This is a genomic window from Sphingomonas sp. CFBP 13706 (assembly GCF_014842355.1).
Taxonomy (GTDB): domain Bacteria; phylum Pseudomonadota; class Alphaproteobacteria; order Sphingomonadales; family Sphingomonadaceae; genus Sphingomonas; species Sphingomonas aerolata.
In genome coordinates, this window is record NZ_JACYVM010000016.1 from 40,478 (window position 1) to 54,854 (window position 14,377).

Consider the following 14,377-nt stretch of genomic DNA (forward strand, 5'->3'; position numbering starts at 1 on the left):
TTGATGGGCGCGATATAGGTTGGCTCGCGCTTGCCGCAAGATTGTACGGCCCGTAGAGATCGCAAGAGGGGTATGAAGTGGCGATGATGACGATGCGTGGTATTTTTGCCGTGACGGCCCTGGTCGGGGTGGCGGCCTGTGCACAACCGCAACAGCTGTCCGTCGAGAAGGCGTGGGTCCGGCTCGCGGCGGTCAAGGGCGGACCGGCGGCAGGCTATTTCACGATCCATGGCGGGCCGGCCGATGCGACGCTGATCAACGTCACCACCGATGTCGCGATCCGGAGCGAGATGCACGAGAGCATGTCGGCCGGCGGCGTATCGTCGATGAAACCGATCGCGCGCGTCGAGATCCCGGCCAAGACCGATGTCGTGTTCGCGCCGGGCGGCCGTCACGTGATGCTGTTCGACGTAAATCCCGGCATCAAGCCCGGTGAACGCACCATCACCTTCACCCTCACCTTCGCCGACGGCACTAGAATATTGCAGAACGCGGCCGTCGTCGGCGCTGGCGACACCGGAACCAAGTGAGCGTTCGCGATCGGTCGACGCGAGCGCTGACCCCGGCCGAGACGAGGCTCGCGGCGTCGGTCTTCGGCGATGCGATCGACTATGCGCCGGTGCGGCTGGCACGCCGCAAATGGGCGTTCTTCCAGCCGCGCGACACGGTGATGGCGCCGCGCGGGTGCATCCATTTCCACCCCAAGGGCGATCTGTGGTGCGACGATTTCGCGCACGCCAATCTGACGTTGCAAGGGCTGTTCATCCACGAGATGACGCATATCTGGCAGCACCAGCGCGGTATCTTTCTCCCGCTCGTACGGCATCCCTGGTGCCGCTACGACTATGCGCTGCGTCCCGGCGTCGCGCTGCACCGCTACGGTATCGAGCAGCAGGGCGAGATCGTCCGCCACGCCTTCCTGCTGCGTGCCGGCGCGACGGTCGCAGGCGCCCCGCCGCTCGCGCAGTACGAGACGCTGCTTCCGTTCAAGCCGCGGGTGTCGGCCTAGTCCGCCCCTCCCCAAACCGTCACCCCAGCGAACGCTGGGATGACGTGGGCTAGGACGATATCAGAGCCAGCTGCGCCCATCCGGTCCCGCACAGCCATAAGGCGGCAACTGCCCGAAGAACCGTTCCTGCATCTTGTGACAGCCCCAGGCGCGCAGCGGCGCGGGCGCATAGCCGTTCAGCGCGATGCCGACCTCGTCATACGGGGTCTCGCCGCGCGCGACATACATGTACCATCGCCCGCCGAACATGACCGCCGCCGCGACCAGCACGACACACACGACCTGAAGAATCTTCTGCATTTCCGCCCTTTTCGTGATGAAGGGCGCCCCGATGCAGATAACATGGATTAATATCAACCACCGGAAGGCCAGTCCCGCCGGTGGCGATTCCCATCCTACAATGCGTCGAAATCGATAGCTTGTGTTCTATCAAGCGCTTGCGGCGCTTCGGGCATCGGATATTTCAGCCCGGTCGCACAATTAAAAAGTACGACACGGTCGTCTTCGTCGACCAGACCGGTGTTCAGCGCATGGGTGTAGGCCGCGAGCGTCGCGCCGCCCTCGGGACACAGCAGCAGCCCGTCCTGCTTCGCGGCGGCCTCGACCGCCTTCAGGATCGCCGGATCGCCGACCGCCAGCGCCTGGCCACCGCTCTCGCGCACCGCGCGCAAGATCAGGAAGTCACCGACCGCCTTGGGGACGCGAATGCCCGCCGCGACGGTGCTCGCATCCTCCCAGCGCTCGGCATGCTCCTCACCCGCCTCGAACGCGCGGACGATCGGCGCACAGCCGCTCGCCTGCACCGCAAACATCTTGGGTCGCTCGGAGCCAATCCAGCCGAGCTGCTCGAGCTCGTCGAACGCCTTCCACATGCCGATCAGCCCGGTGCCGCCGCCGGTCGGGTAGAAGATCGCATCGGGCAGTTTCCAGCCGAACTGCGCGGCCAGTTCCAGTCCCATCGTCTTCTTGCCCTCGATTCGATAGGGCTCCTTCAGCGTCGAGAAGTCGAACCAGCGCCCCTCGGCGGCGCCCTTGCCGACGATCGCGCCGCAATCGTCGATCAGCCCGTTGACGCGCCAGACGCGCGCGCCCTGCATCGCGATCTCGCGGACGTTGATCTCGGGCGTGTCGTCGGGACACAGCACGATCGTCTCGATCCCGCAGCGCGTGGCGTAGGCGGCCAGCGCCGCGCCCGCATTGCCGTTGGTCGGCATCGCGATCCTGGTGACGCCCAGCTCCTTCGCCATCGCCACCGCCATGACCAGCCCGCGCGCCTTGAAGCTCCCGGTCGGCAGACGCCCTTCGTCCTTCACGAGGACGTTGGGGCCACCGGATTTCGGGATCGGCACCAGCGGCGTCTCGATCTCGCCGAGACTGACGATATTGGACGTCTGGCGCACGGGCAGCAGTTCGCGCCACCGCCACAGATCGGTCGGACGCGCCTCGATCGTGTCGCGCGAAATCGCCGAACGCACCGCGTCGAGGTCGTAGCGCACAAGCAACGGTCGGCCCGCACGCGAAAGGCCATGAAGCTGGTCCGCCTCATAGCGTTCGCCGGTGATCGAGCATTCAAGATGCGTGACGAACGTCTCGCGATCAGTGGTCAGATTCTCGTTCATGTCGTCACCCCGGCGAGGCAGAAAGTTGGGCGCCGTCGCGAGCCGTTCCCCCGCGAAGGCGGGGGCCCAGGGTTACAGGCGACAGCGTTTGAAACCCTGGGCTCCCGCCTTCGCGGGAGAACACCAGGCCGACAGGCTCACCCCGCCTTGGCGACGCCCACCATCGCAGGCCGCAGCAGGCGATCCTTGATCATGTAGCCCGCCTGCATTTCCTGGACGATCGTGCCGGCCGGCTGATCGCTCGGGATTTCCAGCATCGCCTGATGCTTGTTCGGGTCGAGCATCTGGCCCTCAGCGGCGATCTTCGTGATGCCGTGGCGCTGGAACACGCTCTCCAGCTCTCGGCCGGTCGCTTCGAGCCCGGTGACGAGGCCCTTCATCTTGTCGTCCGCACGCAGGTCCGCCGGGATCGCCGACAGGCCGCGGGCGAGGTTGTCGGCAACCGACAGCACGTCGCGCGCGAACGCGGTGGCGGCATAGGCGCGCGCGTCCTGCGCTTCCTTCTCGGCGCGGCGGCGGACGTTCTGGACCTCGGCCTGCGCATAGAGGACATTCTGCTTGGCCTCGGCGAGCTGGTTCTCCAGCTCAGCGACGCGATCGTTCGAGGCCACTTCGGGTGCGGCTTCGGCGGTCTCTTCGCGCAGGTCGGCAGGGGTGTTCTGATCGATATCGGACATGGTTTTCCCTATAAGTTGGGCCGGCTCAACCCATCAACCGGGCGAGCGTTGCAGCCGTGAAATCCACCATGGGCACGACGCGCGCATAGTTCAACCGCGTGGGGCCGATCACGCCCACCACGCCGACCACCCGCCCGTCCAATCCGCGGAACGGTCGCGCGATCACCGACGAGCCGGACAGGGCGAATAATTTGGTCTCCGCACCGATGAAGATCCGCGTCGAATCGCCCGCCCGCGCGCTGTCGAGCAGCGATGCGACCTCCTGCTTTCCCTCGAGATCGTCGAGCAGGTCGCGGACCCGGTCGAGATCGGCGGCGGCGGCGGCATCGATCAGCCGCCCCTGCCCGCGGACGATCAGCACCGGGCGGCGATCCGCATCTTCGCTCCACACCGCGATCCCGCCCTCGACCAGCATCCGCGCCGCACCGTCGAGCGCCGCCTGCCCGTCCGCCAGCTCGCGCTCGATCCGCAGCCGCGCCTCGGCCAGCGTCAGCCCGCCGAGCGTCGCCGACATGTAATTGCCCGCCTCGACCAGGGTCGACGGCGACATGCCCTTGGGCAGCGCGATCACGCGGTTCTCGACCGAGCCATCCTCGCTGACCAGCACCGCGAGCGCCTGATCGGGCGACAGCGCGACAAACGCGATCTGGCGCAGCGTCATCTCGCGCTTCGGCACCATCACCAGCCCCGCGCACGCCGACAGCCCCGACAGCGCGAGCGTGGTGGCGGCGAGCGCCTCCTCGACCGGACCACCGACGCCGGCGCGCGCCTCGATCGTCTGGCGCTCCTCGAATGACGGCTCCATCGCCTGCATCATCCCGTCGACGAACAGCCGCAGGCCGCGATCGGTCGGCATCCGCCCCGCGCTCGTATGCGGACTGGCGAGCAACCCCAGCCCCTCCAGCTCCCCCATCACCCCGCGAATCGAGGCGGGCGACAGGCTGAGCCCGGCCAGCTGCGCGATCGTCTTCGACCCCACCGGCGTGCCGCTAGCGAGATAGCTGTCGACGACCGCACGAAAAATATCGCGCGCGCGGTCGGTCAGTTCGGTGACGGGGGGCGTGGCCATGCGGCTGATCTAGGCTGGCGAGCCGGAATGCGAAAGGCTAGGCAGCGCTTATTGCCCACCACCCGTTCGTCCTGAGTAGGGACTGAGCGAAGTCGAAGGCCCGTATCGAAGGATGTGCCTCAAGCGGGCCGATCCTTCGATACGCCGCTTCGACGAGCTCAGCAGCTACTCAGGACGAACGGAAGAAGTTTAGGAATACATCATGCGCCCATCCGGCCGTGCCCCAGACCAGATGCGCAGCATCACGATCGAACCCCGCTTCACCAAGCACGCCGAAGGCTCCGTCCTGATCGGTTTCGGCGACACGAAGGTGCTCGTCACCGCCAGCATCGAGGAAAAGGTCCCGCCGTTCCTGCGCGGCAAGGGCGAAGGCTGGGTGACCGCCGAATACGGCATGCTCCCGCGCTCGACCAACACGCGCAACAATCGTGAGGCGGCCAAGGGCAAGCAGTCGGGCCGCACGCAGGAAATCCAGCGCCTGATCGGCCGTTCGCTCCGCGCCGTCACCGATCTGAAGCTGCTCGGCGAGCGCCAGATCGTGCTCGACTGCGACGTGCTTCAGGCCGACGGCGGCACGCGCACCGCGTCGATCTCGGGTGCCTGGGTCGCGCTGCGGCTCGCAATCGACGGGCTGCTGGACAGCGGCAAGCTGACCGCCGACCCGCTGACGCAGAAGGTCGCCGCGATCAGCTGCGGCATCTCTCAGGGCAATCCCGTGCTCGACCTCGACTATATCGAGGATTCGGGTGCGGACGCGGACGCGAATTTCGTTCTGCTCGAAAACGGCAACATCGCCGAGGCGCAGGCGACGGCCGAGGGCGCGACCTATGACGAGGAGGCGCTGCTCCGCCTGTTGCGGCTCGCCCGCATCGGCTGCGCGGACATCTTCGCGGCACAGGCCAAGGCTGTCGCCAAGTGAGCGGCGAAGGCAGCACCCCCCAGGCGATCCGCAAGCTCCAGCCCGGCAAGCTCGTCATCGCGAGCCACAACAAGGGCAAGGTGCGCGAGATCGCCGACCTGCTCGCAGGGCGCGGGTTCGACGTCGTGTCGGCGGCGGATCTCGACCTGCCCGAGCCGGTCGAGACGGGGACGACCTTCTTCGCCAATGCCGAGCTGAAGGCACGCTCCGCCGCCGACCTGTCGGGCTATCCCGCGCTCGCCGACGACAGCGGGCTATGCGTCGATGCGCTGGGTGGCGATCCGGGCGTGTACACCGCCGACTGGGCCGAGACCCCGAACGGTCGCGACTGGTCGATGGCGATGCAGAAGGTCGAGGACGCGCTCGCCGCCAAGGGCCCCGATGCGACCCGCGGCGCGCATTTCGTCAGCGTGCTCGCGCTCGCCTGGCCCGACGGCCATGTTGAATGGTTCGAAGGCCGCGCCGAGGGCACGCTGGTCTGGCCGCCACGCGGCAAGGTCGGCTTCGGCTATGACCCGATGTTCGTACCGCTGGGCCATGACCAGACCTATGCAGAGCTGCCGCACGAGACGAAGAACGCGATCAGCCACCGGAACNACGGTCCGGCGATCTCGGGTGCCTAGTAGCTACGCTCGCCCACCACATTGCCCGGCGGCGAATAGCGGCACACCAGATAATCGTCGCGTTCGTTGCTCGCCATCGCGCATCCCACCGCGGTCGAATTGCGCCAGACGATCTGCGTGTAGTGCGCGACATCCTCATATTTGCCGGTCCGGCTGAACGCGGGCGTCACGCCGTTGACGAAATCCTTCCGTTCGGCGACCCAGTGGCCGATCATCTCGGGATAGGCATAGGCATAGCGCGTGCCGGTCCACAGATTCTCGCCCTCGCGGCCGGGCCCCTGAACCTGATGCGCGTGCGCAAATTTGCGCGTGTTCGCCATTTCCTCGGCATAGGCGCGCGCGGTGGTCGCCAGCGTATCGCTCCACACCAGCGGCGGAACACCCACCGCTGCCCGCGCAGCATTGTGCCCGTCCATCATCGCCGCCTTGAGTAGCGCGGGGCCGCGGGGCGCCGGCGCCTGTGTCTCGCGCCGCTCCACGACGCGTTCCGGCCCCTGTGCGCAGCCTGCGGCAAGCAACGCCGCCGCAACTGCCAGACCCAACCGAACCGTCATTGCGCTTCCTTCTGTCGCTCCGTGCGACCATATGCGCGAGATAATGCCCCCGATCGAAACGCCAAGCCCCGCCCCGACGCCCTCGGGGGACCTCGCGCTCTACGTCCATTGGCCGTTCTGTGTGTCGAAATGCCCCTATTGCGACTTCAACAGCCATGTCCGTGATGGCGTCGACCAGGCGGCATGGCGCGCGGCGCTGCTCACCGACCTCGCGCACGAAGCGTCGGTGCTGCCGGGACGCAAGCTCCAGTCGATCTTCTTCGGCGGCGGCACGCCCTCGCTGATGCCACCCGCAACGGTCGCCGCGATCCTCGACGCCGCCGAACGCGCCTGGGGCTTTGCCGAGGGGATCGAGATCACGCTCGAGGCCAATCCCTCCTCGGTTGAGGCCGCGCGCTTTGCCGATCTCGCGAGCGCAGGCGTCAACCGCGTGTCGCTGGGATTGCAGTCGCTCGACGATCAGGCGCTGAAATTCCTCGGCCGCGCGCATGACGTGAACGAGGGGCAGGCCGCGCTGGCGACCGCGCAGAGCGTCTTTCCGCGCGTGAGTTTCGACCTGATCTATGCGCTGCCCGGGCAGCGCCTCGCCGACTGGCGCGCCGAACTCGCGCGCGCGCTGAGCTTCGGGACCGAGCATCTGTCGCTCTATCAGCTCACCATCGAGCCCGGCACGCGGTTCGCGACCGAGGCGCTCGCGGGCCGCATCGTCATCCCCGACGGCGATAGCGCAGCCGACCTGTTCGAGGCGACGCGCGCCGACACCGCAGCCGCCGGGCTCCCCGCCTATGAAACCTCGAACCACGCGCGACCGGGGTCGGAGAGCCGCCACAATCTCGCCTATTGGCGCTATCAGGATTATGCCGGGATCGGCCCCGGCGCGCATGGCCGCCGCGGTGGCCTGGCGACGGTGCGTCGCAAGAAGCCAGAAAACTGGCTCGCCGCGATCGAGCGCAACGGCCACGGGATGGAGGTCGAGGACCCGCTCACCCCCTCGACGCGCGCGACCGAGGCGCTGCTGATGGGGCTGCGCCTGGCCGAGGGAGTCGATCTCGACCGGATTACGCGGCTTAACGCCGGCGTGGTGCCGGTGGATCTTGCCGCGGTCGCACGGCTCGAGGATCTCGGCCTCGTCGCCCGCTCACCGGGCCGGCTGCGCGTCACCGAAGCGGGGGCGCTGCTGCTCGACGCGATCCTGCCCGAGATCGTGACGGCGTAACCCTGCCGGCCTCCCCGCGCAGGCGGGAAGGCCGGTAAGGCGCTGGCTTATTTCCCGAAGCCGGTCGGCGCCGGCGACACCACGCTCGTCGTGCCGCCGCGGATTTCCTTCACCTCCAGCGCGCGCTCGGCGACATTGTCGCGGCCGAAGCGAAACGCACCGTCGATGCCCGAAAAGCCGTCGCCATCGCGCAGCCGCGACACGGGAAACGCCGTCCCCGGCTTCCAGTCGCGCGCGATCCGCACCGTCAGCAGCACCGAATCATAGCCGAGGCTCGACAGGCGGTACGGCCCGCTGCCGAAGCGTGCACGGTACTTGGCGGCATATTGCCGGTACAGCGTATCCGACACGCTCGCATACCAGGCGCCGTTCAATGCCGGCTTGGCGGCGACGCTCGATTCGGAATTCCACAGCTCGGTGCCGAGGATCCGGGTCGATGCGCCGGCGCCGCGCTTCACCAGCGCCGCCGCCGACGCCGCGGTCGAACCGCTGTCGGCGATCAGCACGGCGTCATAGGGTGCCTTCGCCGCGAGCCGCGTGACCGCCCCCGACACGCCACCGGCGGTCCGGCCATAGGTCTGGAGCGACACGACCTGGCCGCCCGCCCCCTCGACCGCGCGGAGGAATGCGGTCGAGGCACGCTCGCCATACAGTCCGTTCGGGACCAGCCCGGCAAAGTTCGACACGCCGCGCTCGCGCGCGAAGTCGACGACGCGCGAAATCGACTGGGTCGGCACATAGCCCATCAGATAGGCGCCGTTGCCGGCCACCCCGAGATCGTTCGAGAAGCTCAGCACCGGCACGCCCGCCGCGCGCGCGATCGGCGCGACCGTCCGCACGTCCTCGGACAGCAGCGGCCCCAGGATCAGCTGCGCGCCTTCTGCGATCGCGCGCTGGGCCGCGGCCGCGGCACCCGTCGCTGTATCGTAATTGGTGATCCGCACGCGCTGGTTCTGCGTGTCGAGCAGCGCCATCATTGTCGCATTGGCGATCGACGTGCCGACCCCCGCATTGCTTCCCGACAGCGGCACGAGCAGCGCGACGCGGTTGCGCTCGGCATCGCGCGGGATGCCGGTCTCGACCCCGATCGTCGGCGTGTCGGTAGGACGGGTGGTCGGGCGCTGCTGCGACGGCTCGACGGGACCGCGCGGGACGATCGTCTGGCACGCGCCCAGCAGGCAGGCCAGCGTGAGTGCCGCCGAGCGCCCAAACGCGCGCATCCGGTGCCGGGCCGATTGCCCTATCGTCGCTGCGTCTGCCATGACAATCCCCATGAACCCTGAAACTCCACTGAACCCCGGCCTTTACATCGTCGCGACGCCGATCGGCAATCTCGGTGATCTGTCGCCGCGTGCCGCCGATATCCTCGCGCGTGCCGACGTCGTCGCGGTCGAGGACAGCCGTGTCACCGCCGGTCTGCTCCGCCATGTCGGGACCAAGACGCCGATGGTCCCCTATCATGATCACAGCGCCGAGGGCGTCCGCCCCGCGCTGATCGCGCGCATGGCGACCGAGGCGGTGGCGCTGGTGTCGGACGCGGGCACCCCGCTGATTTCCGATCCTGGATTCAAACTGGTGCGCGACGCGCGTGCGGCGGGGCATCTCGTGGTGACGATCCCCGGCCCCTGCGCCGCGGTCGCCGCGCTCACGCTGGCGGGACTGCCGACCGATCGCTTCCTGTTCGTCGGCTTCTTGCCGCCCAAGGCGCATGCCCGGTCGGAGGCGATCGCCGAGATCGCCACGATCCGCGCGACGCTGGTGCTCTACGAATCGGGTCCGCGTCTCGGTGCCAGCCTTGCCGCGCTCGCCGAAGGACTCGGCGACCGTGAGGCGGCGGTCACACGTGAAATCACCAAGCGGTTCGAGGAGGCGGTGACCGGCACGCTGACGACCCTCGCCACCCGCTACGCCGACGCGCCGCCGCGCGGCGAGATCGTCATCGTCATCGCGCCCCCCGGCGACGCCCCCCCGGCCAGCGCGGAGGATGCCGACACGGCGCTGGCCGATGCCCTCACCCGCCTCTCCACCGGCCAGGCCGCGAGCGAGGTTGCCAAGGCGCTCGGGCTCGACCGCAAGACGCTGTACGCCCGCGCGCTCGAATTGAAGGCGAAGGGGTGACCCTCCCCGCCCCGCGCCCCTCCCGCAGACGGACGGCGAGCACTGCCGATCGACAGGTCGCGGAAGCTGCGGGCCGGCGCGGGGAGCGGCTGGCCGGCTGGTGGCTGCGACTGAAGGGCTGGAGCATCCTCGACCGCCGCGTGCGGACGCCTGCGGGCGAGGTCGACATCGTCGCGCGCAAGGGGACGCTGGTCGCGTTCGTCGAGGTGAAGACGCGCGCGACCGCCGCCGAACTCGACTTCGCGATCGACGAGCGGCGGCTCGCGCGGGTCGCCGCGGCGGCAGAGTTTTTGATGCCGCGCTATGCCGGACCCGGCGACGATATCCGCGTCGACGTGATCCTGCTCGCCCCCGGCACACGCCCCCGCCATATCGAGAATGCATGGATCGGCTGAGCGGGTCGGGTGACTTGCGGCCCGCGCGCACCTACATGCGCTCGACCGCATAGAAGGAAGACGCATGAGCCTCACCGTCGCCGTCCAGATGGACCCGCTCGACAGCATCAATATCGCGGGCGATTCGACCTTCGCGCTGATGCTCTCCGCACAGGAGCGCGGGCATCGCCTGTTCCATTACGCGGCGGAGGATCTCAACTACCGCGACGGCCGGGTCTGGGCGAAGGCGCACCCTGTCACCGTGCAGCGCGTGACCGGCGATCATTTCAGCGTCGGCGAGCCGGTAAACCTCGATCTCGGCGACGAGGCCGACGTCGTGCTCATGCGGCAGGACCCGCCCTTCGATCTCGGCTACATCACCGCGACGCATCTGCTCGAGCGGATCGCCGGCAAGACGCTGGTCGTCAACGACCCGGCACAGGTCCGCAACGCACCCGAAAAGGTGTTCGTGCTCGACTATCCGCAGTTCATGCCGCCGACGCTCGTCACGCGCAGCCTCGACGAGGCGCGCGCCTTCCTGGCCGAGCACGGCGCGATCGTGATCAAGCCGCTGCACGGCAATGGCGGCAAGGCGATCTTCAAGGTCGAATCGGACGGTGCCAACCTGTCCGCGCTGATCGAGGTGTTCAACATGACGTGGCGCGAGCCGCACATGGTCCAGGCGTTCCTTCCCGACGTGGCCAAGGGCGACAAGCGCATCGTGCTGGTCGACGGCGAAGTCGCCGGCGCGATCAACCGCCTGCCGGGCGAGGGCGAGATCCGCTCCAACCTCGCGGTCGGCGGCTCGGCGGAAAAGACCGAGCTGACCCCGACCGAGCGCGAGATCTGCGCGGTCCTCGGGCCTGAACTCAGGAAGCGCGGGCTGCTGTTCGTCGGCATCGACGTGATCGGCGGCAAGTGGCTGACCGAGATCAACGTGACCTCGCCCACCGGCATCGTCGCGATCGAACGATTCGACGGCACTGACGTCTCCGCGATGATCTGGGACGCGATCGAGGCGAAGGTCGCGGCGCGGTAGGAAAACCACCATCCCGGTTCAGGCCGGGATGGTGCGACCGCGCTGTCGAGGGAACACATGCGGCCTCCCGGAAGTATCGGTTAGCCATGACCGAATTTATCATCAACCTGATCGCCTGGGGCGGCTATTTCGGCATCTTTTTGCTGATGGCGCTCGAGAATATCGTCCCGCCCGTGCCGTCCGAGGTGATCATGGGGCTCGGCGGCATTGCCGTCGCGCGCGGCCATATGGCGGTCGTGCCGCTGATCGTCGCGGGTACGATCGGGTCGGTCGCGGGCAATTACTTCTGGTATTATATCGGCCGGAACATCGGCTACGAGCGCTTCCGTCCGTTCGTCGAGCGGCATGGCCGCTGGCTGACGATCGAATGGTCGGATATCGAGAAGGTCCACCGCTTCTTCGTGAAGCGCGGCGGCTGGGTGATCTTCGTCTTTCGCTTCATGCCGACCTTCCGGACGATCATCTCGCTCCCGGCCGGGATGACGTACATGCCGTTGTGGAAGTTCGTGATCTGGACCGCTGCGGGCAGCGCAATCTGGAACACCGTGCTCGCCTATGCGGGCATCCTGCTCGGCTCGCGGTTCCAGCAGCTCGACCGCTATGTCGGCCCTGTCTCGGTCGCGACGTTCGTCATCATCGCGCTGGCCTATGGCTGGCGCGTGCTGACATGGAAGCCGAAAGGCTGACCCTGCGCTACGCCCGCGGATGCGCGTTGCGGTACACGTCCATCAGATGCGCGGCGTCGACCTGCGTATAGATCTGCGTTGAACTGAGGCTCGCATGGCCGAGCAGCTCCTGCAACGCGCGCAGGTCCGCCCCGCGTCCCAGCAGATGCGTCGCAAAACTGTGGCGCAGTGCGTGCGGCGTCGTCCGCTCGCCAAGCCCGAGCCGCCCGCGGGCCCCGCGAACCGCGCGGCGCACGATCGCGGGGGCGAGCGGGCCACCCTTCGCGCCCCGGAACAGCGGCTCCCCCGGCACCAGCGCCCAGGGGCACGTTGCGACATAGGCCTCGATCGCGGTCCGCACCTGCGGCAACAGCGGCACGATCCGCGTCTTGGCGCGCTTGCCGGTTACCGACAGCGTCTCGCCGAGCGGCAGGATCGCCGGCGTAAGCAGCAGCGCCTCGCCGATTCGCAGCCCCGCGCCGTATAGCAGCATCAGCACCGCCCAGTCGCGAGCGCCGATCCACGGCTCGGCAGCGTCGTCGGCGACCTCCCCGGCCAGCGCCACCGCCTCGGCCGGCGAGATCGGGCGCGGCACGCCGCGCTGGACCCGCGGCCCCTTCAGCCGCGGCGGTTCGGCATCCGCATTCGCCCATGCGAGGAAACCGCGCACCGCGGACAGCTCGCGCGCCGCCGATGCATTCCCCAGCCCCTGCCCGCGCCGATAGGCCAGATAGGCGCGAAGATCCGCCGTGCTCGTCCGGCCCAGCGCCGCGCGATCGACCGCCCCCGCCCAGTGCCCGACGAGGAACGCCGTCAACCGCTCGGCGACCGCGCGATAGGCGCGCACCGTGTGCACCGACCGCATCCGGTCCCGCGCCAGATGCGTCGCCCAGAGCATCGACGGGGGAAGCGTGTCGGGTGAGGTCATTCCGGCATGCTAGAGCGTTTGAACGACAAAGAAAATTAACTAACGCAGGCCTATTCGAAGACATGTCGCTCCCCGAGTCCGCCCCTCGCGAAATGCCCGGATCACCATCGCGTTTTGCCTCGGCCGATGAGGAACGCCGGGTGGCGACGCTCAACGCGCTCGCGCTGCTCGATACCGAACCGGAACGCGAATTCGACGCGCTCGTCGCGCTGGCGGCAGAAATGCTCGACTGCCCCAGCGCGATGATGACGCTGATCGATCGCGACCGCTTGTGGATCAAGGCGGCCAATGACGGCGAACGCGGCGGGATCGCGCGCGACGTGACGATGTGCAACGTCACCATTCAGGGCTCGGCGCCGCTGGTCGTGGAGGATTTGTCGGGTGATTCGCGATTCGCTGCCAACCCCCTGGTTGCCGCATCCGACGGGGTGCGATTCTATGCCGGTGCCCCGATCCACGCGATCGCCGACGACGGACGACGTCACGCGATCGGCGCGCTGTGCGTACTCGACACCCATCCGCGCAGCCTGAACGCGGCAGGGCGGAAAGCGCTTGTGCATCTCGCCACGCTTGCCGAGGCTGCGATCGCCGCGCGGACCGCGGCAATGCAGGCGCTGGCGATCGCGGTGACCGCGGATCGCCAGTCGTCCGTTCTCGCTCGCCAGGACCGCATCTTCCGCCAGGCCGAGCGGATGGCGGCGATCGGATCGTGGCGGGTGCTGTGGCCCGACGGTCCGCTCGAATGGTCCGACGGCGTCTTCCGGATCCACGAGCTGCCGCTGGGCGCGCAACCCGACCCGTCGAAGGCGATCGATCACTATCCCCCCCATGCCCGCGAACAGATCGCGCAGGCGCTCACCGACGTCATCCGCACCGGCGTCCCGATCGATCTCGAACTCGACTTCACCACTGCGCTGGGCAATTCACGACGCGTGCGCGTGCAGGGCGAGCTGGAACATGAGGCCCAGCGGAACGTGGACGGTCCCGTCGCGATCGTCGGCATCTTCCAGGACGTGACCGAGCGTCACGCGCTCGAACTGACGCTGCGACGCACGGCCGAAACCGATGCGCTCACCGGTCTCGCCAACCGGGCCGCCTTCGACCGGGCGCTCGACGCGGCCATCACGCGCGCGCGTACAGCGGCAACGCCGTTGCTGCTCGCGCTGGTCGATCTCGACGGGTTCAAGGCGATCAACGACACGCTCGGCCACAACGCGGGCGACGACGTGCTGCGCGGCGTCGGCCAGATCCTGCAGGCGCCATGGCTTCGCGGCAGCCTAGCCGCGCGGCTTGGCGGTGACGAATTCGCGGTGATCGTCGACGACCCCGCGCTGGTCAGTGCACCCGAAGAGATCGTCAGCCGGCTGCAGGAGGCATTGCAGGTGCCGGTCTCGGTCGACGGCCTGGCGATGATCAGCGCGGGCACGGTCGGCATCGCCGCGCTCGAACCCGATTGCCAGACGGTCCGCGATTTCGTGCACCGCGTCGACATCGTCCTCTACCGCGCCAAGCGCGAACGGATCGGCGAACGGCGCCGCGCCGCCTGATAGGGTTCACCCCGATGGGC

The 14,377-nt window shown here is 68.2% G+C and carries 17 protein-coding genes; 10 read left to right on the top strand and 7 right to left on the bottom strand.

Features of this window, described 5'->3' with window-relative positions; translation table 11 throughout:
* Positions 1-83 precede the first annotated feature (83 nt).
* Both IFS44_RS18865 and IFS44_RS18870 read left to right on the top strand, forming a co-directional pair.
* Entirely contained in the window at positions 84-530 is a 447-nt protein-coding gene (locus tag IFS44_RS18865; protein WP_031441500.1) for a copper chaperone PCu(A)C, read from the top strand.
* Positions 527-1,009, top strand: coding sequence for a vgr related protein (locus tag IFS44_RS18870; RefSeq protein WP_192099626.1), 483 nt, complete (start codon positions 527-529; stop codon positions 1,007-1,009). The genes IFS44_RS18865 and IFS44_RS18870 overlap by 4 nt, the downstream gene beginning before the upstream one ends.
* 60 nt (positions 1,010-1,069) lie before the next feature.
* Here the strand turns inward: IFS44_RS18870 and IFS44_RS18875 are convergent, their stop codons facing one another.
* The 4 genes from IFS44_RS18875 to hrcA form a co-directional block, all read right to left on the bottom strand.
* Positions 1,070-1,309, bottom strand: a complete 240-nt coding sequence (locus tag IFS44_RS18875; RefSeq protein WP_031394647.1) for a hypothetical protein — start codon at positions 1,307-1,309, stop codon at positions 1,070-1,072.
* A 95-nt stretch (positions 1,310-1,404) separates the two neighbouring features.
* On the bottom strand, positions 1,405-2,628 hold the full coding sequence (locus tag IFS44_RS18880; protein WP_192099627.1) for a threonine synthase: 1,224 nt from the start codon (positions 2,626-2,628) through the stop codon (positions 1,405-1,407).
* A 137-nt stretch (positions 2,629-2,765) separates the two neighbouring features.
* Positions 2,766-3,305, bottom strand: coding sequence for a nucleotide exchange factor GrpE (grpE, locus tag IFS44_RS18885; protein ID WP_031394645.1), 540 nt, complete (start codon positions 3,303-3,305; stop codon positions 2,766-2,768).
* A gap of 25 nt (positions 3,306-3,330) precedes the next feature.
* Positions 3,331-4,374, bottom strand: coding sequence for a heat-inducible transcriptional repressor HrcA (gene hrcA, locus IFS44_RS18890; protein ID WP_031441504.1), 1,044 nt, complete (start codon positions 4,372-4,374; stop codon positions 3,331-3,333).
* A gap of 202 nt (positions 4,375-4,576) precedes the next feature.
* Here hrcA and rph point away from each other — a divergent pair, with 202 nt between their 5' ends.
* Together rph and rdgB are read left to right on the top strand one after the other, a co-directional pair.
* Positions 4,577-5,293 (top strand): ribonuclease PH, encoded by a 717-nt coding sequence (gene rph / locus IFS44_RS18895; protein WP_192099628.1) that lies wholly within the window; start codon positions 4,577-4,579, stop codon positions 5,291-5,293.
* Positions 5,290-5,889: RdgB/HAM1 family non-canonical purine NTP pyrophosphatase (rdgB, locus tag IFS44_RS18900; protein ID WP_192099641.1), on the top strand; the 600-nt coding region annotated here is incomplete at its 3' end. The genes rph and rdgB, both read left to right, overlap by 4 nt.
* Before the next feature lie 23 nt (positions 5,890-5,912).
* Here the strand turns inward: rdgB and IFS44_RS18905 are convergent.
* Entirely contained in the window at positions 5,913-6,470 is a 558-nt protein-coding gene (locus IFS44_RS18905) for a CAP domain-containing protein (RefSeq protein WP_192099629.1), read from the bottom strand.
* A gap of 43 nt (positions 6,471-6,513) precedes the next feature.
* On the opposite strand from IFS44_RS18905, the gene hemW reads away from it, so the two are divergent.
* Positions 6,514-7,686, top strand: a complete 1,173-nt coding sequence (hemW, locus tag IFS44_RS18910) for a radical SAM family heme chaperone HemW (RefSeq protein ID WP_192099630.1) — start codon at positions 6,514-6,516, stop codon at positions 7,684-7,686.
* A 47-nt stretch (positions 7,687-7,733) separates the two neighbouring features.
* Here the strand turns inward: hemW and IFS44_RS18915 are convergent, their stop codons facing one another.
* Complete coding sequence (locus IFS44_RS18915; protein WP_107932201.1) at positions 7,734-8,948, bottom strand: penicillin-binding protein activator; 1,215 nt, start codon at positions 8,946-8,948, stop codon at positions 7,734-7,736.
* A 10-nt stretch (positions 8,949-8,958) separates the two neighbouring features.
* On the opposite strand from IFS44_RS18915, the gene rsmI reads away from it, so the two are divergent.
* The 4 genes from rsmI (at position 8,959) to IFS44_RS18935 (ending at position 11,903) form a co-directional block, all read left to right on the top strand.
* Positions 8,959-9,804: a 16S rRNA (cytidine(1402)-2'-O)-methyltransferase gene (gene rsmI, locus IFS44_RS18920; protein WP_244650437.1), complete on the top strand. Its 846-nt coding sequence runs from the start codon at positions 8,959-8,961 to the stop codon at positions 9,802-9,804.
* The gene (locus IFS44_RS18925; protein WP_052149316.1) at positions 9,801-10,199 is read left to right on the top strand and encodes a YraN family protein; all 399 of its coding nucleotides are present in this window, start codon (positions 9,801-9,803) and stop codon (positions 10,197-10,199) included. The genes rsmI and IFS44_RS18925 overlap by 4 nt, the downstream gene beginning before the upstream one ends.
* 64 nt (positions 10,200-10,263) lie before the next feature.
* The gene (gene gshB / locus IFS44_RS18930) at positions 10,264-11,217 is read left to right on the top strand and encodes a glutathione synthase (protein WP_192099632.1); all 954 of its coding nucleotides are present in this window, start codon (positions 10,264-10,266) and stop codon (positions 11,215-11,217) included.
* Between the two features lie 86 nt (positions 11,218-11,303).
* Entirely contained in the window at positions 11,304-11,903 is a 600-nt protein-coding gene (locus tag IFS44_RS18935) for a DedA family protein (RefSeq protein WP_166747543.1), read from the top strand.
* A 7-nt stretch (positions 11,904-11,910) separates the two neighbouring features.
* On the opposite strand, the gene IFS44_RS18940 is transcribed toward IFS44_RS18935, so the two are convergent.
* Positions 11,911-12,810 (bottom strand): tyrosine recombinase XerC, encoded by a 900-nt coding sequence (locus IFS44_RS18940; protein WP_236559138.1) that lies wholly within the window; start codon positions 12,808-12,810, stop codon positions 11,911-11,913.
* Positions 12,811-12,950: 140 nt separating this feature from the next.
* Here IFS44_RS18940 and IFS44_RS18945 point away from each other — a divergent pair, with 140 nt between their 5' ends.
* On the top strand, positions 12,951-14,357 hold the full coding sequence (locus tag IFS44_RS18945; RefSeq protein ID WP_341786194.1) for a sensor domain-containing diguanylate cyclase: 1,407 nt from the start codon (positions 12,951-12,953) through the stop codon (positions 14,355-14,357).
* Positions 14,358-14,377: the final 20 nt, after the last annotated feature.